The following is a 19,369-nucleotide window of genomic DNA, read 5'->3' as shown; positions in this document are numbered from 1 at the left end:
GACCAGTTTTGGAGACGAGAACCCGGTGCGCGACCCCGCAGAACTGTACGAACTCCACCCCGGCTTCGACGACGTCACCGGGCTGGTGATGCTCGTCTGCCTGGACGGCTTCGTCGACGCCGGAAACGCTGGCAGCCAGTTGTCCGAGTCGCTGTTCGAGCGGTTCACCGCCGAGGAGGTCGCGACCTTCGACGTCGACCGCCTGGTGGACTATCGCCGCCGCAGGCCGCAGATGACCTTCGTCGAGAACACCTGGACCGACTACACGCCGCACAAGCTGGCCCTGTACCGGATGCACGACGCCGAGGGCCACCCCTTCCTCGTCCTGCACGGTCCCGAGCCGGACGGCGAGTGGGAGGCGTTCATCGCGGCCGTGACCGGCCTCGCGGAACGCTTCTCCGTCTCGCTCTCCATCAGCGTCAACGGCATTCCCATGGCGGTGCCGCACACCCGACCGGTGACGGTCACGCCGCACTCCACCCGCCCCGAGCTGATCGAGGGACACACCCCCTGGATCGGCCGGGTCGAGGTGCCCGCCAGCGTGTCCGCGCTGATGGAGTACCGCTTCGGGGAGAACGACCACGACTTCGTGGGCTACGCCATCCACGTGCCCAGCTACCTGGCCCAGTCCACCTACCCGCGGGCGGCCATCGCCGCCCTGGAGTACGTGGCCGGGGCCACCGGGCTCGCCCTGCCGAGCGAGGAGCTGGAGGAGGTCGCCGCCACCACGGACGTGGAGATTGCGGAGCAGGTCGCGGCGTCCGAGGAGGTCCAGCGCGTGGTCGCCAACCTGGAACGCCAGTACGACGACATCATGTCCTCGCGCGCGGAGGAGGGCGGCGGGCCGGTCCCGCTGTCCGACGACGGCGCGGGGCTGCCCACCGCCGACGAGCTCGGCGCGGAACTCGAACGCTTCCTCGCTGAACGCGAGGGAGACGGAAACGGATGACCGTGTTCTACCAGATCCTCTTCAGCTCGGTCCTGCGCCACATGGACGCGGAGACGGTGCACAAGCTGAGCTTCGCCGCGCTGCGCGGCGTCACGGCCGTCCCCGGTGTGGCCGAGACCATGGGCAGGGTCCTGGGCCCGCGCGAACCCGAGCTGACCGTGCACGCCTTCGGCCGCGAGTTCCCCGGCCCGCTCGGCATGGCCGCCGGGTTCGACAAGAACGCCGAGAGCCCGCGCGGTCTGGCCGCCCTGGGCTTCGGCTACGTCGAGGTGGGCACCGTGACCGCCCACCCGCAGCCCGGCAACCCCAAACCGCGCCTGTTCCGGCTGGTGGCCGACCGCGCCATCGTCAACCGCATGGGCTTCAACAACGAGGGTTCCGCGCTGGTCGCGGAGCGCCTGCACCACCAGCGCCGTGGCCCGCTGCTCGGGATCAACATCGGCAAGACCAAGGTCACGCCGGAGGCGGAGGCGCCCGCCGACTACGCGCTCAGCGCGCTGCGGCTGGCCCCCTACGCCGACTACATGGTCATCAACGTCAGCTCGCCCAACACACCGGGGCTGCGCAACCTCCAGGGTGTCGAGCAGCTGCTGCCCCTGGTCAGCGCCGTCCGCGCGTCCCTGGCCGAGGCGGGCCGCCCCGAGCTGCCGCTCCTGGTGAAGATCGCCCCGGACCTGGCCGACGAGGACGTCGACGCCGTCGCGGACCTCGCGCTGGCCGAGGGCCTGGACGGGATCATCGCCACCAACACCACGATCTCCCGTTCCGGACTCGACACCTCCGACGAGGATGTCGAGGCGGCCGGAGCCGGGGGCCTGTCGGGCGCCCCGCTCAAGGAGCGCTCGCTGGAGGTCCTGCGCCGCCTGCGCTCCCGCGTGGGCGACCGGGTCACCCTGGTCGCGGTCGGCGGCATCGAGACCCCCGAGGACGCCTGGGCCCGCGTCCGCGCCGGCGCCACCCTGGTCCAGGGGTACACCGGGCTGATCTACGGCGGTCCGCTGTGGCCCCGCCGCATCCACCGGGGCCTGGCCCGCCTGGTCCGCGAGGCCGGGTACCGGTCCGTCCAGGAGGCCGTGGGGTCGGACGCCCCGGCTCCGGCGCTCACGGTGGTCCGGGAGACCCACGAGGCCAGCTGACCGACGCGCGGGCGGCCGGTGGGGGTTCCCACCGGCCGCCCGCGCGTGTGCGCCCTACCAGTCGCCGTCCCAGTCGGGAGGGTAGACGTTGCCGGGTTCCGGGCCGCCGAGCGCCTGGCTGCTGGTGACGAACACGTAGTCCTCCGCGCGCAGCCGTTCGACGATCTCCGGGACCGCCGCGAGCGTGGCGGGCCGGGGGTCGTGCAGCAGCACCACCGCGCCCGGTTCGACCCCGTCGAGGACGGTCTCCACGATCTCGTCCCGGTCGTGCCCCTTCCAGTCCCCGCTGTCCACCGTCCACGCGACCTCCGCCATGTCCTGCGCGGTGATCTCCTCGTGCACGTCGTCGTTGGTGGCGCCGAACGGCGGCCGGAACTGCTCGACCGTGAACCCGGTCTGCCTGCGGACCATCGCGCTCACCGCGGCCGTCTGCGCGGCAAGGCGCCCGGGGTCCATCTTGTTCATGTGCTCGTGTTCGTCGCCGTGGCTGGCGATCTCGTGCCCCTCGGCGTAGGCGCGCCGCAGCACGCTCGGCCGGGTCAGGGTCGGGCCGCCGTTGAGGAAGAAGGAGGCCGTCACCCCCTCCTCCGCGAGGACGTCCAGCAGGTGCGGGGTGGCGTCCACCGGTCCGTCGTCGAAGGTCAGGGCCACGCACCTGGTCTCGCCGTCCTGGCAGTCCACCTCGGGGTCACCGGCGGTGACCACTCCGGGCGGGGGACCGTCCCCGGCGTCATCGGACCGGGCCGCGGGCAGGGCCAGGTCGGGTTCCGCCACCAGGGCGGCCTCCCGGGCGCGCTCACCCAGGTCCGACAGCAGCGGTGCGGCCCGCTCGTGCCCGACCACCACGGCCCTGCGACCGGGGGCGCTGTCGGGGACGTGGCCGTCGACGATCGGTGACAGGTGCCCGTCGTCGAACTCGACCACCAGGTCCCCCGACGCGTTGAACCCGATCGAGTCGTAGGTCCGCAGCACCGGGTGGAACGCGTCGGGGTCGACGTCCTCGTCGTCCGCCAGCTCCTCGCGCGCGATGGCGTTGAGCCGGACCAGCTCCTCCTGCCCGCGCAGCAGTTCGGTGGAGGAGGACACGGAGAGGTCGTGGGCGTCGTACCAGTACGTCGCGTAGCCCTCCCGCAGGCCGTGCATGTCCTCCTCGGTGCGGACCAGCCGGACCCCGAGGACCCCGTCCCCGGCGGCGACCAGCTCCCAGTCGACGTCCAGCCGCACGGGATCGCGGGTCCCGGCACGGAAGTCCCGCACCTCCTGGTCCACCCGCGCGGCAAGGCCCTCCGCGAAGGCGTCGGCGCCCTCGAACTCCGGGTAGGCGACGCTGACCTCCACGCCCTCGGGCTCGTGGGGGTGGCCGGTGAAGTCCCGGGCGTCGCCCCGCCACTCCCCGACACCGTCCCCGACCTCGTCGGCCAGCACGGTGAGCCGCTCGGGGTCGCCCTCGTCCACGCTCACCGCCCCGTTCCCGCACGCGGCGAGCGTGAGGGACAGCAGCACCAGGGCGGTCCCCGGCCGGAACGGCTGTGCCCGGACCGGGCCGGGTGGGGGAACGGTCCGGCCCGGCCCAACTCTCCTCGACGCCAAGACCCGACTCCCTCGTCCCTCTGGGGATGCTCCTCACGACTGCTGGGAGCAACATAGGGGACAACACCCCGGCCCCTCTGGCGGTGTCCACATGTGGACACCGCCAGAGGGGCCGGGGTGCGGGTGGGTCACTCCGAGTCGCTCGGAGCCTCCTCCGGGGCCTCCTCCTCGGGGACGCCGTCGACGTAGGTGCGGCCCGGCTCGGTGGTGCCGAGCAGCTGCGACACCGTGACCATCGAGTACCCGCGTTCGTCCAGTTCACGGATGATGTCGATCGACGCGTCGATGGTGGTGGGGTGGATGTCGTGCATCAGGATGATCGCGCCGTCGGACGCGCCGTCCAGCGCGCGATCGCGCACCACGTTCGCCTTGCGGTCCCGCCAGTCGTTGGTGTCCACGCTCCACAGGATCTGCGCCAGCCCGAGCTCCGCCGTCACCTCCGCGACCGTGTCGTCGGTGGCCCCGTACGGAGGCCGCATCAGGTCCATGGTGTATCCGGTCTCCCGGTACACCAGCGCCTGCGTCGCCTCCAGGTTCTCGCGGACACCGTCCGCCGAGAGCTCGGTCAGGTTGGGGTGGTCCAGAGTGTGGTTGGCCACCTCGTGCCCCTCGGCGTAGGTGCGCCGCACCACCCACGGGTGCTCCCTGACCGGGAGGCCGGTGACGAAGAAGGTGGCCTTGGCGTCGTGCGCGGCCAGGGCGTCCAGCAGCTCGGGGGTGCGCCCGCCGGGGCCGTCGTCGTAGGTGAGCGCCACGCACTTGGTGTCGGGCGCGGAGCAGTCGACCGAGTCGTCACGCGGGGCCAGCACGCCGGGCGCAGCCGAGGCCGAGCCGTCCTTGTCCGCCTCCGGGGCCTCGTCGATCGAGAAGGCGCGCACGCCCGTGGTCGCCGCCTCGCGCACCCGCAGGCCGAGGTCGGAGAGCAGCGACTCGGCCTCGTCCCGGGGCAGTACCGCGTGCACGCGGCCCGCACCGGCCGGGGCGACCTGGCCCTCGTCGAACTCCACCACGAGGTCACCGTCCGGGTTGAAGCCCACCGAGTCGTAGAGGGAACTGATCGGGTGCAGCGCCGAGGGAACGGCGTCCGTGCCGGACACCGCCTCGCGCACCCGCTCGTTCAGTTCGGCCAGCTCCTCCTGTCCGGCGAAGAGGTGGCTGGAGCCGTGGACCGCGCCCGTGCCGGTCTCGTACCAGTAGGTGCTGTGCCCCTCCCTGGTCTCCTCGGAGTCCGTCTCGGTGGTGGTCATCCGCACCCCCACGATCCCTTCGTCGGCGGCGGTCAGGCCCCACTCCCCGAGGAACGTGCGCGCCCCGGGGTTGGCCGCCTCGAAGGAGCGCGCCTGGGCGCCGAGGGTCCTCTCCAGGAAATCGGTCAGCGGTCCGGCGTTCGGAATGGACGGGTAGGTGACGGAGACGTCCGCCCCGCCCTCGTAGGCGAGAGTGATCTCCTCTGTTCCGGGGACCGCGTCGGGGGAGACCGTGGTCAGTTGGTCGGGTTCGCCGGTGGCCGGGGTCCGTGTCCCGTCACCGGATGACTGGTCGCCGTCGCCCGCCAAGGCACTGTCCTCCAACAGTCCGATCGGTCGGGACGCCGACAGCACCAGTCCCAGCAGGACGACCATCGCGATCGCGACCGTGAGGAGGGGCTGGTCGGGAGCCATGGTCTGCCGGTCTTGCTGCTTCACCTGGGGTTCTCCACGTTCATCGTCTGACGAACGTTCGTGGGGGAGGAGGGGGAGCGCTCCCCCACGTAACGCTGATTGTCGGTTGGGATGCCGCGAACCCGACGCGGGTTCACGCCGAGTGGGCGAGGACCACGCCGGGTGCATGGGCGGAGGGGGCGCTCCCTATACTTGCAGCCGTGGAAGGTACACGCTCCACCCTTGGTCACCCCGGAAGCCTTCCGGGGCGGGCGTTGCGTGTCGAAAGAGGGAACCCGGTGCGAGTCCGGGACTGCCCCGCAGCGGTGAGTGGGAACGAACGTCGTCATAAGCACTGGTGATCCGACCGGAAAAGTCGGAAACCGGGAAGCGGCGACCAGTAGGAGGGCCGGCGGTCACGCCGGAGCACGCCCACGAGTCCGAAGACCTGCCTCCGCCCGGCGGCGCACCCGTGCCGTCGGTGGTCCCGTGCCCCGAGGGAGGGCCGAGGGCGGAGACAGCCGTGCGCCGTCGGGCGCCTCCTCGGCGTGTCCGCGTCCTCGCTCGCCTCGTGGCCGGTACCCGGCTTTCGACGAGGGAGAGAAGCTCCATGCCCAGCACCCCGGCCGCCAGGCCGTCCGTGCGTTCCACCGTGCACGGCTATCCGCGCATCGGCCCCGACCGCGAACTCAAGCGCGCCAGCGAGTCCTACTGGAAGGGCGGCACCACCGCCGCCGAACTCGACGCCGTCGCCGCCGAACTCCGCCTGGGCGTCTACGCCCAGCTGCGGGAGGCGGGCGTGGACGACCTGCCGTCCAACACCTTCTCCTACTACGACCAGGTGCTGGACACGGCGGTCCTGTTCGACCTCGTGCCCTCCCGCTTCGCCTCCCCGGCCCAGGCCGGTGAACGGGACGAGCAGCTGCGCCGCTACTTCGCGCTCGCCCGGGGCGAGCAGGGCGCCCCGCCGCTGGAGATGACCAAGTGGTTCGACACCAACTACCACTACCTCGTCCCCGAGCTCTCCCCCAGCACCCGGCCGCGCCTGGTCGGTGACAAGCCCGTCACCGAGTTCCGTGAGGCCTCCGAGGCCGGGTTCCAGACCCGCCCCGTGCTGGTCGGCCCGCTGACCTTCCTCCTGCTGGCCAAGGCCGCCGACGACGCCCCCGAGGGTTGGGAGCCCATCGAGCTCCTCGACCAGCTCCTGGACGCCTACGCCCGGCTGCTGTCCGACCTCAGGGCCGCCGGCGCCACCGAGGTCCAGCTCGACGAGCCGATCCTGGCCACCGACGAGGGCCGCTCGGCCGTCGGCCACCTGGAGCGCGTCTACCAGCGCCTGGGTGCCCTCACCGACCGCCCCTCCCTCCTGGTCTCCACCTACTTCGGCTCCATCGGCGCCGCCGCCCTGCGCGTCCTCAAGGACTCCCCGGTGGAGGCGGTCGGCCTCGACCTGGTCACCGACGCCGAGGGCGTCGAGGACCTGGCCGCGGTCTCCGGCCTCGGCTCCACCCGCCTGGTCGCGGGCGTCGTCGACGGGCGCAACGTGTGGCGTACGGACCTGCCCGCCGCCGTGGCGGAGCTGGGCACCCTGCTCGCCCTCACCGACGAGCTCACCGTGAGCACCTCCTGCTCACTGCTGCACGTGCCGATCGACCTCGACGCCGAGACCTCGCTCGCCCCCGAGCTGCGCGCGGCCCTGGCCTTCGCCAAGCAGAAGGCGGGGGAGGTGGCCCTGCTCGGCCGCGTGCTCACCGAGGGCGAGGACGCCGACTTCGACGCTGCCGCCACCGGGAACCCGTCGTTCACCGACGCCCGGGTGCGCGCCCGCCTGGACGCGCTGGGTCAGGACGCCTACGAGCGCCCCGAGGACCGCGGCGCGCCCACCGACGTCACCCTCACCACGACCACCATCGGCTCCTTCCCGCAGACCCCCGAGCTGCGCCGCGCCCGCGCCGCGCACCGCAGGGGCGAGCTGGCCACGGAGGAGTACGAGCGCACTCTGCGTTCGGAGATCGACCGTGTCATCGCGCTCCAGGAGGAGATCGGCCTGGACGTCCTCGTCCACGGCGAGCCCGAGCGCAACGACATGGTCCAGTACTTCGCCGAGCAGCTGGAGGGCTACGCCACCACCGAACGCGGGTGGGTGCAGTCCTACGGTTCGCGCTGCGTGCGCCCGCCGATCCTGTTCGGTGACGTCTCGCGCCCCGAGCCGATGACGGTCGAGTGGATCACCTACGCCCAGTCGCGCACCGACAAGCCGGTCAAGGGCATGCTGACCGGTCCGGTCACCATGCTCGCGTGGTCCTTCGTCCGCACCGACCAGCCGCTCGGGGAGACCGCCCGCCAGGTGGGTCTGGCCCTGCGCGACGAGGTCGCGGACCTGGAGCGGGCGGGCATCCGCCACATCCAGGTGGACGAGGCGGCCCTGCGTGAGCTGCTTCCCCTGCGCGAGGAGCAGCGCCAGGCCTACCTGGACTGGGCGGTGAACTCCTTCCGCCTGGCCACGTCCGGGGTGGCGGCGAGCACCACCATCCACACGCACATGTGCTACTCGGAGTTCAACCAGATCGTCGGCGGCATCGAGGCGCTGGACGCCGACGTCACCAGCGTCGAGGCCGCCCGTTCGCGCATGGAGCTCGTCGAGGCCCTGGGCGCGCGCGGCTACAAGCGGGGCATCGGTCCGGGCGTGTACGACATCCACTCGCCCCGGGTGCCGTCGGTCGAGGAGATCGAGGCCTCCCTGCGGCTGGCGGCCACGCACGTGGACGCCGGGAACCTCTGGGTGAACCCGGACTGCGGTCTGAAGACCCGTGGTTACGCGGAGACCGAGCAGGCGCTGCGGAACATGGTCGAGGCGGCCCGCCGGGTCCGCGCCGACCTCCCGTAGCAGCGGGGGCCGGACACGAGGAAGGGGGCCGCGGCGATGCCGCGGCCCCCTTCGGTGTTCCCGGCCGCTACACGGCCCGCACGGGTCAGCCCCCGACGATGGCCAGCGCCTCGTTGGCGGCGTTGACCATGATGTCCTGGGTGTTGTCCGGCAGGGCGAGGTCCTCGTGGTCACCCTGGGTGGTGTCGAGGTAGTAGGTCACCGAGATGATCAGGTTGTCCTGGCGCATCAGCAGACTGGCCTCGGGAAGCTTCTCCCCGAGCAGGTCGGTCTTGGTGACGACCAGGTACGCCTCGCTGCCGAGGCCGTCCAGCTCCTCGTCGATCTCGATGTCGTCGGCGTCGTAGCGGTCCGACTCGGCGCCGCCGCGGATGCGGTCCAGCGTGTACTCGATGTCCTCGGCGGCGGCCTCCGGGGAGTCGCTGGCGCTGTAGGGGAGCTTGAAGCCCACCTCCAGCGAGCCGAAGCCCTCGGTGGAGCTGCTGTCGGGGAGGTCACCGAGGTTGGAGCAGCTCGACGTGTTGTCGGAGACGTACTTGCTGCCGCTGTCGCGGAGGACGAAGTCCGTCTGCACCTGGTCGGTGAAGGACTCGCAGGGCTCGGTGGGCAGGGCGTGGGGCGGGTCGCCGAGGGCGCCGTTCGAGGCGGGGGTCTCCTCCTCGGCGGGCTCCTCCTCCGCGGGCTCCTCTTCCACGACCTCGGAGGACTCGTCGGGGCCGGAGGCGATCTCGTCGCCGTCGTTGCCGTTGGTGACCAGCATGACGAACACGGCGATCACCAGGACGATGATGACCGCGCCGCCGCCGATGACCACCCAGAGCCCGGCCTTGCTGCCGCCGCCGCCCTGGGGCGGCGGGGCGGGCGGGTATCCGCCGGGTCCGCCGGGTCCGCCCGGTCCCGGGCCGTAGGGCGGCTGTCCGCCCGCGTACATGCCCTGGTCGGGTCCGGGCGCGCCCGGGTAGGGGCCCTGACCGTAGCCGGGCTGACCGCCGGTGGCGGCGTCACCGTAGGGGTGCCCCTGCGGCGGGCCGTAGGGCGGCTGTCCGCCGGTGCCGTCCCCGCCACCGTAAGGGTTCTGCGGTGGCTGGTTGTAAGGTCCGTTTTCGCTCATGGCTCCCCTCGCCCGGTGATGTGGTGACCGTGTTGTGTGAGGCGCGCGTTCGCGCCCGTGGGTTCTCACGAGTTCCCGTGGTGGCCACCGGCGGATCGCCGGGTGTGTGACAGCACGGGGAACCGTGGGGGAGGTGGGCCCGCCTCGGACGCCGTGACCGCGGGCGAGAGCGGACGGGCGAGGGCGGGAGTTCCCCGTGTTCGTGAGGAGGTCCCCGGTTCGAACGGGGCGCCGACCGCCGTGTGTGGAGCCAGCGGGTCGGTTCCCCGCCGGCCAGGGGTCGGGACGCCTTGCATCATAGCCCTGACCGGTGTCAACAGGGCAGGCCGGACCTGGGGTAGGAGGGTGAATCGTCACCGTTTCGTGCTTCTGACACACCAGTCCGTCATTTGCGTGACTTAATCGTGATGTCAGTGCATGGACAGGGTGGCGGGCATTCGGGTATCAGGACCGCCGGAATGAGGGCCCTTGGTCCCGTAAGGCGTGTGCGGAGACACCCCCTGTGACCTGCGTGACCGTTCCGGGAACCCGACCGGTGCGCGGGGCGCGGCGTGTGTGGCCGGTTGTGGCCAGGGAGAACACGGCTCGCAGCCGTGCCCAGGAGGGTCAGAACATCGAGATGTGCACGTGGTCGAAGTGGTTCTCGGTCATGTTGCCCCGGTCGGACATCGCCCGCCAGCCCTCGTCACCGCGCCGTACGTCCCAGATCTGCTGGCGGTAGATGACGTACATGATCCCCAGGTCGTCGGCGTTCTCCATGGCCCACTCCGAGATCTCCCAGCCCCGGTCGATCTCCTCCTGGCTGGGCATGCCGCCGTTCGGGTCCAGCATGAAGTCGCAGGCCCGGCCCTTGGGGTGCTCACCGACAACGAAACCGCCGTCGGGCCGGTAGCAGCCGACCCCGCCCACGTCGTCCCCGCGCCCGAACTTCTCGATCACCAGGTCACGCATCTGCTCCGTGCGCGGGGTGATGCTGTTGTGCGACTGCATGGGCTGGCTCGGGTGGTCCGCGATCAGGACGTGCACCTCCGACCGGCGGTCCTCCAGCTCGGTGAGGTCGTCCGAGGCCGCGTCCAGCCGCTCCTGCGCGTTCTCCTGGGCCACCTCGTCACGCGAGAGCGCCTGGTTCAGGTGGTCGATCTTCTCCTGGTTGGTGGTGGTCAGGTAGTCGATCACCACGGCACGGTCGATGACCTCGTCTGGCTCGGCCTCCACGAACAGCGACATGGACGGGTCGATCCCGCTGCTGGTGTAGGTGGCCACGGCCAGGGAGACCACCTGGTCGCGGGCGTCCCGCACCTCCTCGCGGGTGGCGTCGGCGCGGCCCTCGGCCCGTTCGGCCTCCTCCATCACCGCCTCCATGTCGCGCAGCTCGCCCTCGTACTCCTCAGTGAGGGTCTCGGCCCGGGACTTGAGGTCGCTCATGCTCTCCGGTTCCCGGGGCGGGGTCGGGGCGGCCGAGGCGGGCAGGGCGACCAGTGCCGTGGCGGAGAACAGGGAGAGGGAGAGCGCGGTCACCCGCGCACCACGGGACGGCACCAGCCAGGACAGCCCGGAACCCGCCGCGGCGGACAGCGCACGCGCGCCCTCCGCCAGGTCGGCCAGGGCCTCCCGCCGGGTGCGGGCCGGGGGGTCGGGCGCCCAGAAGTCGGCGTGCTCGCCGCCGGTGCGCCCTGGACGGCCGGACCCCACCGCACCACGCGGGTGCGCTGCGTCTGCGGTCTGCGCTGTGTCCTCGAAGTCCTCGAACTGCACGGTGTGGTCGCTCCTCGGGCCCACGCGCGGCCCCCTGCGGGCACGGGGCGCTGTGGGTGCGTCTGCTCGTCTTTCCCGGGCGGGCGCGGCGGCCGTGGGGCTGCGGCGGCCCTCGGTACTCACGGCGCGTGTGCGCCAATGAAGAGTCACGGGACGGTAATGAGTGTAGGCACTCACGAGGACCTTCGGGCGGGAGAGGATCGGACGTCACTCACACAAAAGCCTCGATGTGTTGTAAATAACCATATTCAGGTCAAGTATTTTGCTGAACGGACCCGGTCAACCATGGTTGAGTTGGTGCCGTGAAGGCTCCTGAGCACGGCAAAGCGACCCCCGCCACCATGGCGGACACCACCCGGCGGTGCGTTCCGCTGCCCGGCGGCCGCTGTCGCATGCCCCGTTAGCCACCTCTGACACCGAGCCGCGCCCGGCGCCCCGCGCCGGAGCCACCTCCCCGGGGGCCGTCCTCCACGCTCCCCGTGACCGCCGGACGTACCGGCGCGTCGCCGCCGCCCGCCAGGTGAGCGCTTCGTACGCTCGGGTGTGGGCGTCAAACCCACGCTGAGTCCAGAGCCCTCCTGTGTCCGCGAGCGGTCTCCGGGACACCACCGCCAGACGTCGATGGGAAAACCGTGATTGACGCAGTGGGTCTACACAAGACCTACAGGTTGAAGAAACGCCAGGTGCACGCCCTGAACGGGGTGGACCTGCATGTCGAGTCCGGCGAGATCTTCGGGGTCGTGGGCCAGAGCGGTGCCGGGAAGAGCACCCTCCTGCGCTCGGTGAACCTGTTGGAGCGCCCCGACAGCGGCACCGTGCGCGTGGGGGAGGAGGAACTCACCTCCCTGCGCGGTGCCCGTCTGCGCGCGGCCCGGAGGGGGATCGGCATGGTGCACCAGCACTTCGCCCTGCTCTCCTCCCGCACGGTCGCGGGCAACGTCGGCTTCCCCCTGGAGGTCGCCGGGGTCTCCCGCGCCAAGCGGGCCACCCGGGTGGGTGAGCTCCTGGAGCTGGTGGGCCTGGGCGACAAGGCGCGCGCCTACCCCTCCCAGCTCTCGGGCGGGCAGAAGCAGCGCGTGGGCATCGCCCGCGCCCTGGCCTCCGACCCCCACGTCCTGCTGAGCGACGAGGCCACCTCCGCCCTGGACCCGGCCACCACCGACTCGATCCTGTCCCTGCTGCGTCGCCTGCGCGACGAACTGGGCCTGACCATCCTGCTGATCACCCACGAGATGGACGTGATCAAGCGGATCTGCGACTCCGCCGCGATCATGGAGAACGGCGAGTTCCGCGAGTCCGGCCGTGTGCTGGACCTCATCGGCACCCCGGGATCCCTGCTGGCGCGCTCCCTCTTCCCCCTGCCGGACAACGGCGGGCCCGAGAGCGTGGTCATCACCTACCCGCGTTCCTTCGACGAGCCCTTCATGTCCGAACTCACCCGCCGCTTCGACGTGGACGTGAACATCCTCGGCGGCGGCGTGGAGCAGGTCGCCGGGCAGTCGGTGGGGCGCCTCAGCGTCGACATGCGCGGGGAGCGCCGCCGTGAGGCGCTCAACTACCTGTCCGAGCACGGCCTGCTGGTCGAGGAGGCCGGAAAGTGACCATCAACCCCTCCGACGTCCTCGTCCTCGCCCAGGAGGGCAACGCCCTCACCGCCATCGGGGACTTCATCGCGGCCTGGCCGGAGATGTGGCCCAGCCTGTGGCTCGGGACCCAGGACACCATCTACATGGTGGTGTGGGCGACCGTCTTCAGCGTCCTGGTCGGCCTCCCGCTGGGCGTGCTGCTGGTCGCCACCGACCGGGGCGGGCTCGTCCCGGCCCCGGCGGTGCGCGCCGTGCTCAGCGCGATCGTCAACGTCGGCCGTTCGCTGCCCTTCATCGTCCTCATGGTGGCGGTGCTGACGCTCACCCGCTTCCTGGTCGGCACGACGCTGGGCCCCACGGCCGCGATCGTCCCGCTGAGCATCGGCGCCATCCCGTTCTTCGCCCGCCTGGTGGAGACCTCCCTGCGTGAGGTCGACCGCGGGGTGATCGAGGCCGCGCACGCGATGGGCACCCGCAAGTCCACCATCGTGGGCAAGGTGATGCTGCCCGAGGCCATGCCCGGCCTGATCGCCGGTCTGGTGATGACCGTGGTCACGCTCATCTCGTACTCCGCGATGGCCGGTGCCATCGGCGGCGGCGGTCTGGGCGACCTCGCCATCCGCGAGGGCTACCAGCGCTTCAACGACCACTACCTGTGGGCCACCGTGATCCTGCTGATCGTCATCGTGCAGGTCGCGCAGAGTCTGGGCGACCTGCTCGTGCGCAGGCTGTCCCGGCGCTGAGACATCCGGCCCCGACCCCCCGACACACCCCTCGCCCCCCTCCAGAGTTGACCGGAACCGACGGCAAGGAGACAGCGATGACAGGGACGAACGTGCTTCGGGGGGTCGCCGCGGCGGGTGCCGCCGCGGTCCTCCTGGCGGGCTGCGGCAGCCCCAGCGAGCGGGCCGGCGACGACGGCGGCGGAGAGGAGGGCGTCGTGACCCTGCGGGTCGGCGCCACCCCGCTGCCGCACGCGGAGATCCTGGAGTTCGTCAACGACGAGCTGGCGGCCGACGCCGGCCTGGCCGTCGAGGTGGTCGAGTACACCGACTACAACCAGCCGAACGCGGCCCTGGCCGAGGGCGAGCTCGACGCGAACTACTACCAGACGTTCCCCTTCCTGGAGGAGTACCTGGCGGGGAACCCGGACACGGACCTGTCCTACGTCGCGGACGTGCACCTGGAGGCCTTCGGCCTGTACTCCGAGAGCCTCACGGACCTGGACGACCTCCCGGAGGGCGCGAGCATCGCGGTGCCCAACGACGCCTCGAACATGGACCGGGCCCTGCACCTGCTCGACGAGGAGGACGTGATCACCCTGGCGGAGGGCGCGAGCGGCCAGGTGTCGGAGTCCGACATCGAGGACAACCCGCTGAACGTCACCGTCACCCCGGTGGAGGCGGCCCAGCTGCCGCGCTCCCTCCAGGACGTGGACGCGGCCGTGGTGAACGGCAACTACGCCCTGGAGGCGAACCTCACCGAGACCGCCAACGCGCTGGCCTGGGAGGAGACCGAGGACAACCCGTACGCCAACGGCCTGGTGGTGCGCTCGGAGGACGTGGAGTCCGAGGACCTGGTCCGCCTCAACGACCTCCTGCACAGCCAGGAGGTGCGCGACTTCATGGAGGAGCGCTGGCAGGGGGTCGTGATCCCGCTCGGTCCGGGCACGGACTAGCCGGCCCGACGTTTCCGCTCTCCCGAGGGCCCGGTGGGACTCCCCACCGGGGCCCTCGCCCGTGCGGGACGGACGGTAACGGTTGAATCTCGGGGAGGCGTCACTCCGTTGACTCGCGTGAGGGTGTCTGCTTCGGTGAATGGGAGCGCTCCCAGTGAGGTCCACCCACCACGGAAGGTGCGTAACGAAGCAGTGAGCAACCCCAACGACTTCCCCGAAGGCTTCCTCTGGGGGGCGGCGACCGCCTCCTTCCAGATCGAGGGCGCCACCACCGCCGACGGTCGAGGCCGCAGCATCTGGGACACCTTCGCCGAGACCCCCGGCAAGGTCCTCAACGGGGACACCGGTGACCCCGCCGACGACCACTACCACCGCTACGCCGAGGACGTCGCCCTCATGCGGCGGCTCAACCTCGGCGCCTACCGCTTCTCCGTCGCCTGGCCGCGCGTCGTCCCCGACGGCACCGGTCCCGTCAACCAGGCCGGGATCGACTTCTACGACCGCCTGGTCGACAGCCTCCTGGAGGCGGGTGTCCAACCCTGGGCCACCCTCTACCACTGGGACCTGCCCCAGCCCCTGGAGGACGCCGGAGGCTGGCCCGCCCGGGACACCGCGTACCGCTTCGCCGACTACTCACGGGTCGTCGCGGAGGCACTCGGAGACCGGGTCACCCACTGGATGACCATCAACGAACCCTGGTGCGCCGCCTTCCTCGGCTACGAGAACGGCCACCACGCCCCCGGCCGCAGGGACCCCGCCGCCGCCCTGGCCGCCACCCACCACCTGCTGCTCGGCCACGGCCTGGCCGCCGAGGCCATCCGCTCCACCGGTCACCCCGCCAAGATCGGGCTGGCGCACAACCAGGCGGTCATCCGGCCGCACGGCGCCAACGCCGCCGACGCCCGGGCGGCGCGCCGCGCGGACGGGGTGCGCAACCGCATCTTCACCGACCCCCTGCTCAAGGGCGCCTACCCGGCCGACGTGGTGGCCGACCTCGTCGACGTCAGCGACTTCTCGTTCGTGCGCGACGGCGACCTGGAGACCATCTCCACGCCCCTGGACTTCCTCGGCGTCAACTACTACTCGCCCGAGTTCGTCGCCGGCTCGGCCAAGGGCATCGACCCCGCCCTGGTCAGCGGTGACGGCGACGCCTGGCTGGGCGCGGGCCCCGACGAGGTGCACGTCTCCCAGGGACTGCCCGTCACGCACATGGGCTGGGAGATCGACCCCACCGGCCTGTACGACGTGCTCCAACGGCTGGCGGGCGAGAGCGGCGGCATCGACCTGTACGTGACCGAGAACGGCTGCGCGTTCGAGGACACCGTCAGCGAGGACGGCGCCGTCCACGACCCCGACCGGACCGACTACTACGAGGGTCACCTCCGGGCCGCGAGGGAGGCCATCCACGCCGGGGTACCGTTGCGCGGTTACTTCGCCTGGTCACTTCTGGATAATTTCGAGTGGGCATGGGGATACTCCCGCCGGTTCGGGATCGTCCACGTGGACTACGAGACGCAGGAGCGCGTGGTCAAGGACACCGGACACTGGTACGCGGAGCTGGCCAGGACCGGACGGTTCCCCGAGCGGTAGACCACCGGTGGTGGACCGCGAGCGTTCGCGGGGAGCCCGTACGACGGGACCCCGCGAACGCTCGCGTGGTCGACCCGTGCCCGACCGCACACACAACCGCCGCCCGGGCGACCGGCGGCACGACGTCCAAGGAGCCCACAAGTGGCCAAGAGTGGCGGTCGGCAGCGGCCGACCCTGGAGATGGTGGCGGAACGGGCCGGGGTCGGCCGCGGCACCGTGTCCCGGGTGATCAACGGGTCGTCCCAGGTCAGTCCGAGGACCCGTGAGGCCGTGCACGCCGCGATCGCCGAGCTCGGGTACAGCCCCAACCAGGCGGCGCGGACCCTGGTCACGCGACGTACGGACACGATCGCGCTGGTCGTCTCCGAGGCGCGGGACCGCCTGTTCGCGGACCCCTTCTTCGCGGACATCATCCGCGGGGTGAGCTCGGTGCTGCACGAGCGGGACCTCCAGCTCATGCTCACCACCGCCCGGGGCGAGGCCGAGCACAAGCGCGTGGGCGAGTACCTCAGCGGCTCGCACGTGGACGGCGCCCTCCTGGTGTCGCTGCACCGGGACGACCCGCTCACCTCGCGCCTGGCCGAGTCCGGTGTGCCCGTGGTGCACGGCGGACGCCCCTACTCCGAGGCCCAGCCCGCGCCGTTCTGCGTCGACATCGACAACCTCGACGGAGCCCGGGTGGCCATCCGCCACCTGCTGGACGCCGGGTACTCCAGGATCGCCACCATCACCGGGCCGCAGGACATGAACGCCGGTGTGGAACGCCTGCGCGGCTACCGCGACAGCATGGCCGCGGCGGGCCGTGAGGTGGACGAGCGCCTGGTGGTCCAGGGCGACTTCAGCGTGGAGGGCGGAGCCGAGGCCATGGCCCGGCTGCTGGACCAGGGAGGCGAGCCCGACGCGGTCTTCGCCGCCTCCGACATGATGGCCGTCGGTGCCATCCGCGCGCTGCGCGAACGCGGCCTCAGCGTGCCCGAGGACGTCGCCCTCGTCGGTTTCGACGACACCCTCATGGCGCGGCACAGCGACCCGCCGCTGACCACCGTCCACCAGCCCACGGTCCAGATGGGCCAGGAGATGGCCCGGCTGCTCGTGGACGTGGCGATCCCGCGCACGGCGGAGGCCGAGACCATCCTGCTCGACACCCGGCTGGTGGTGCGCGACTCCGCCTGAGGGCTGGCGCGGCCCTGCTCACCGGCACGTTCACGCCCGTGGCCGCTGGACTCCCGTGTGCCGCCTGTGCGAGGCTGGTCGCGATTTCGCGGAGGACGGTGGGGGCACATGAAGTCGACGCGGGAACCGACCCACGCCAGGTGCGCGATCTCCGCGTGCGGTTGGTGCGACCGGAACGGCGACCTCTGCCGGTTCTGCGCCGGGACGGGGTGGTGGCGGCCGGAGCGGCCGCACCGGGAGGTCAACGGACTGGTCGTCTGGCACCGGGTGGAGGAGCCCTGCCGCGGGTGCGCCGGGACCGGCAAGGAACACGGGTCGACGGCCGCGTCCTGACCCGCGCCACGGGGGTACGGCCCCCGCGCCAACGGGCGCTCCCAGCCCGACTTCAGCGAGCCCGACGGAGCTCGTGAACCGAACGTGGAGGAACTGTGCGCTGGGTCACCTACCTGTCACCGAGCGGTGGCGGTGCGCGCGTGGGCGCGCTGGACGACGGTGACGTGATGGGCAGCCCCGGGGGCCGGAGCCTCGGTGAGCTGCTGGAGGGCGGCGACGACGCCCTGGCGGTCGCGCACGAGCGGGCCGTGGACGGCGCGATCGAGATCATCGTCGAACCCGAGGCGCGCATGTGCGCCCCGGTCCGGCCCGCCGGTCCGGTTCCGGTGCGGGTGGGGGAGCGCGAGTACGCGATCGCCCCCGAACTGGTGCGGGGGGTCGACGACCCCGTGGCCCCCGAGGCGCGGTCCGCCCGGGTGGGCGTGGCCGCCCTGGCAGGGGGATCGGGGCACGCGAGCGCCTACACCCCGGCCTGCCTGTGGCTGGACGAGGCGGGCGAGCCCGTGGAGCTGATCCTCGGTCCCGTCCTGACCACCTCCGACGAGCTGTCCGGCGACGTCCTGGAGCTCAGCACCTCGGTGGACGACGAGGAGAACGGGCGCGGCCGGGTCGAGCCCCACCACGACTGGCTGGTGTCGGGGCCGGGAGGGGTCCGCGCGCTGCTGCCCGTCGCCACCCCCGACCTGGAGGCGGACGACGAGCTCTTCGTGGACGCCGGTGAGCTGGGCACCTACGAGGTCAGGGTGGGTTCCCAGGTCTGAGCGGTCCGCTCGGGCCCCGGCTCAGGGGGTGTACTCCCAGTGCCAGGGCTCGAAGCCGCCCCGGGCCCACTCCGGGTTGTCCCATCCCCGCTCCGGCGCGTGGTCGAGCATCCACCGGTGCTCCGGGGACCCGAGCTCGTTCACGCCGCCGCACAGGTCCACGGCGACGCCGAGGCCGTGCGCGCTGGTGCCCGGCCTGGCCGCCATCCCGGGGAGCATCTCCTGGAAGAGTCGCACCTGCTCGTGGTACGGGCGGTAGGAATCGGTCACGCACATCGGGCGCCCGAACTCTGACCGGAAATCACCGTCGAGCTCGATGAACGCGGCGGCCGCATCGGCCCTCAGCCGCTCGCCCGGCTGCGGCAGCGGGCACAGCAGCGTGTCCGGCACCCGCCCGTTCTCGACGTTCGCCGCGCCGTCCCCGGCGCAGCCGCCGAGGCCGTCCTCCACCGGGACCGCGTCGTCCCCTCCGGTGGCGCCCGCTCCGGCGCCGCCGGTGCCTTCCACGGCCTCACGGGCCTCCGCCAGGGCCGCCTTGCGGCGCGCCTCCTCGTTCCCGGGGTCCCGGGTGTCGGCCAGGGCGTCCTCCAGCCGGGTCTGCTGCTCCAGGAGTTTCTCGGTCCGCCCCTCCTGGGCCTCGATGGCCTCCAGGGCCGTCTCGCGCGCGGTCTCCGCCGCCTCGGTGGCCTCGGCCTGCTCCTGTTCGGCGGTCTCCGCCGCCTCCGCCAGGGTGTCGGTGGCCACCTGGGAGGCCCGGGCGCGGGCGAGGTCGGCGGAGCGGTGCTCCCCGAACAACACGAGGTAGGAGCCGCGTTCGAGGGCGTGGGCGGGCCCCTCGGGGCTGGTCCAGGCCTGCATGAGGCTCAGGTCCGCGCCCTTGTAGGCGCTGGCGGCCTGACGGGCGGCGCCCAGCCGGGTGCCCTCGTGGCGCAGGTCGGCCGCCTCCGCGCGGGAGTCGGCGGCCTCGCGCTCGCCGGTGAGCTCGTCCAGCCGCGCGCTCTCCTCCTCGTAGGCCCGGATCTTCTCGGTGGCGCCCTCCCGGAGGGCGGCGACCTCCGCGCGCGCCGTCGCGAGCTCCACACGCAGCCGGTCCAGTTCACCCGGGCCGGGGTCGGTGACGTCGGCGGCGCCGGGGGCGGCGCAGGTGAGGGAGAACAGCAGCGCCGTGCTCAGTGGGAGC

Annotated in this window: 15 protein-coding genes and 1 riboswitch; of the genes, 10 read left to right on the top strand and 5 right to left on the bottom strand. The window is 72.1% G+C overall.

Annotated elements, in window-relative coordinates; translation table 11 throughout:
* Positions 1-25: 25 nt before the first annotated feature.
* On the top strand, positions 26-949 hold the full coding sequence (locus AC0VYL_RS19195) for a proteasome assembly chaperone family protein (RefSeq protein ID WP_475454688.1): 924 nt from the start codon (positions 26-28) through the stop codon (positions 947-949).
* On the top strand, positions 946-2,085 hold the full coding sequence (locus AC0VYL_RS19190) for a quinone-dependent dihydroorotate dehydrogenase (RefSeq protein ID WP_475454686.1): 1,140 nt from the start codon (positions 946-948) through the stop codon (positions 2,083-2,085). Before AC0VYL_RS19195 ends, AC0VYL_RS19190 begins: the two co-directional genes overlap by 4 nt.
* 54 nt (positions 2,086-2,139) lie before the next feature.
* On the opposite strand, the gene AC0VYL_RS19185 is transcribed toward AC0VYL_RS19190, so the two are convergent.
* Both AC0VYL_RS19185 and AC0VYL_RS19180 read right to left on the bottom strand, forming a co-directional pair.
* Positions 2,140-3,588 (bottom strand): polysaccharide deacetylase family protein, encoded by a 1,449-nt coding sequence (locus AC0VYL_RS19185; protein WP_475481038.1) that lies wholly within the window; start codon positions 3,586-3,588, stop codon positions 2,140-2,142.
* A 215-nt stretch (positions 3,589-3,803) separates the two neighbouring features.
* Positions 3,804-5,336, bottom strand: coding sequence for a polysaccharide deacetylase family protein (locus tag AC0VYL_RS19180; RefSeq protein ID WP_475463148.1), 1,533 nt, complete (start codon positions 5,334-5,336; stop codon positions 3,804-3,806).
* 206 nt (positions 5,337-5,542) lie between these two features.
* A riboswitch (cobalamin riboswitch) is annotated at positions 5,543-5,768 on the top strand.
* 157 nt (positions 5,769-5,925) lie between these two features.
* On the opposite strand from AC0VYL_RS19180, the gene metE reads away from it, so the two are divergent.
* Positions 5,926-8,202: a 5-methyltetrahydropteroyltriglutamate--homocysteine S-methyltransferase gene (gene metE / locus AC0VYL_RS19175; protein ID WP_475454682.1), complete on the top strand. Its 2,277-nt coding sequence runs from the start codon at positions 5,926-5,928 to the stop codon at positions 8,200-8,202.
* Between the two features lie 85 nt (positions 8,203-8,287).
* Here the strand turns inward: metE and AC0VYL_RS19170 are convergent, their stop codons facing one another.
* Positions 8,288-9,313 (bottom strand): DUF3558 domain-containing protein, encoded by a 1,026-nt coding sequence (locus AC0VYL_RS19170; RefSeq protein WP_475454680.1) that lies wholly within the window; start codon positions 9,311-9,313, stop codon positions 8,288-8,290.
* Between the two features lie 606 nt (positions 9,314-9,919).
* On the bottom strand, positions 9,920-11,005 hold the full coding sequence (locus AC0VYL_RS19165; RefSeq protein WP_475483543.1) for a coiled-coil domain-containing protein: 1,086 nt from the start codon (positions 11,003-11,005) through the stop codon (positions 9,920-9,922).
* Positions 11,006-11,712: 707 nt separating this feature from the next.
* On the opposite strand from AC0VYL_RS19165, the gene AC0VYL_RS19160 reads away from it, so the two are divergent.
* The 7 genes from AC0VYL_RS19160 (at position 11,713) to AC0VYL_RS19130 (ending at position 18,189) form a co-directional block, all read left to right on the top strand.
* Complete coding sequence (locus AC0VYL_RS19160) at positions 11,713-12,669, top strand: methionine ABC transporter ATP-binding protein (protein WP_475483542.1); 957 nt, start codon at positions 11,713-11,715, stop codon at positions 12,667-12,669.
* Positions 12,666-13,397 (top strand): methionine ABC transporter permease, encoded by a 732-nt coding sequence (locus tag AC0VYL_RS19155; RefSeq protein WP_475454678.1) that lies wholly within the window; start codon positions 12,666-12,668, stop codon positions 13,395-13,397. Before AC0VYL_RS19160 ends, AC0VYL_RS19155 begins: the two co-directional genes overlap by 4 nt.
* Positions 13,398-13,474: 77 nt before the next feature.
* Positions 13,475-14,332 (top strand): MetQ/NlpA family ABC transporter substrate-binding protein, encoded by an 858-nt coding sequence (locus AC0VYL_RS19150; RefSeq protein ID WP_475454676.1) that lies wholly within the window; start codon positions 13,475-13,477, stop codon positions 14,330-14,332.
* 192 nt (positions 14,333-14,524) lie between these two features.
* A complete protein-coding gene (locus AC0VYL_RS19145; RefSeq protein ID WP_475454674.1) occupies positions 14,525-15,922 on the top strand; it encodes a GH1 family beta-glucosidase in 1,398 nt (465 codons plus the stop codon).
* Positions 15,923-16,063: 141 nt separating this feature from the next.
* Positions 16,064-17,095: a LacI family DNA-binding transcriptional regulator gene (locus AC0VYL_RS19140; protein ID WP_475454672.1), complete on the top strand. Its 1,032-nt coding sequence runs from the start codon at positions 16,064-16,066 to the stop codon at positions 17,093-17,095.
* A gap of 108 nt (positions 17,096-17,203) precedes the next feature.
* On the top strand, positions 17,204-17,428 hold the full coding sequence (locus AC0VYL_RS19135) for a hypothetical protein (protein ID WP_475454670.1): 225 nt from the start codon (positions 17,204-17,206) through the stop codon (positions 17,426-17,428).
* 95 nt (positions 17,429-17,523) lie between these two features.
* Entirely contained in the window at positions 17,524-18,189 is a 666-nt protein-coding gene (locus tag AC0VYL_RS19130; protein WP_475481037.1) for a hypothetical protein, read from the top strand.
* A 21-nt stretch (positions 18,190-18,210) separates the two neighbouring features.
* Here AC0VYL_RS19130 and AC0VYL_RS19125 read toward each other — a convergent pair whose 3' ends face one another.
* Complete coding sequence (locus AC0VYL_RS19125) at positions 18,211-19,269, bottom strand: D-alanyl-D-alanine carboxypeptidase family protein (protein WP_475483541.1); 1,059 nt, start codon at positions 19,267-19,269, stop codon at positions 18,211-18,213.
* Positions 19,270-19,369: the final 100 nt, after the last annotated feature.

Source organism: Nocardiopsis sp. iso_238 (assembly GCF_056173325.1).
The sequence above is the reverse complement of the archived record's forward strand: the minus strand, read 5'-3'. Positions and strand labels throughout refer to the sequence as shown.

What these genes read in the sequence shown, in the direction of transcription:
- AC0VYL_RS19180 (WP_475463148.1), bottom strand. Translation starts at nt 5,336, where the DNA reads ATGGCTCCCGACCAGCCCCTCCTCACGGTCGCGATCGCGATGGTCGTC.
- metE (WP_475454682.1), top strand. Translation starts at nt 5,926, where the DNA reads ATGCCCAGCACCCCGGCCGCCAGGCCGTCCGTGCGTTCCACCGTGCAC.
- AC0VYL_RS19170 (WP_475454680.1), bottom strand. Translation starts at nt 9,313, where the DNA reads ATGAGCGAAAACGGACCTTACAACCAGCCACCGCAGAACCCTTACGGT.
- AC0VYL_RS19190 (WP_475454686.1), top strand. Translation starts at nt 946, where the DNA reads ATGACCGTGTTCTACCAGATCCTCTTCAGCTCGGTCCTGCGCCACATG.
- AC0VYL_RS19135 (WP_475454670.1), top strand. Translation starts at nt 17,204, where the DNA reads ATGAAGTCGACGCGGGAACCGACCCACGCCAGGTGCGCGATCTCCGCG.
- AC0VYL_RS19150 (WP_475454676.1), top strand. Translation starts at nt 13,475, where the DNA reads ATGACAGGGACGAACGTGCTTCGGGGGGTCGCCGCGGCGGGTGCCGCC.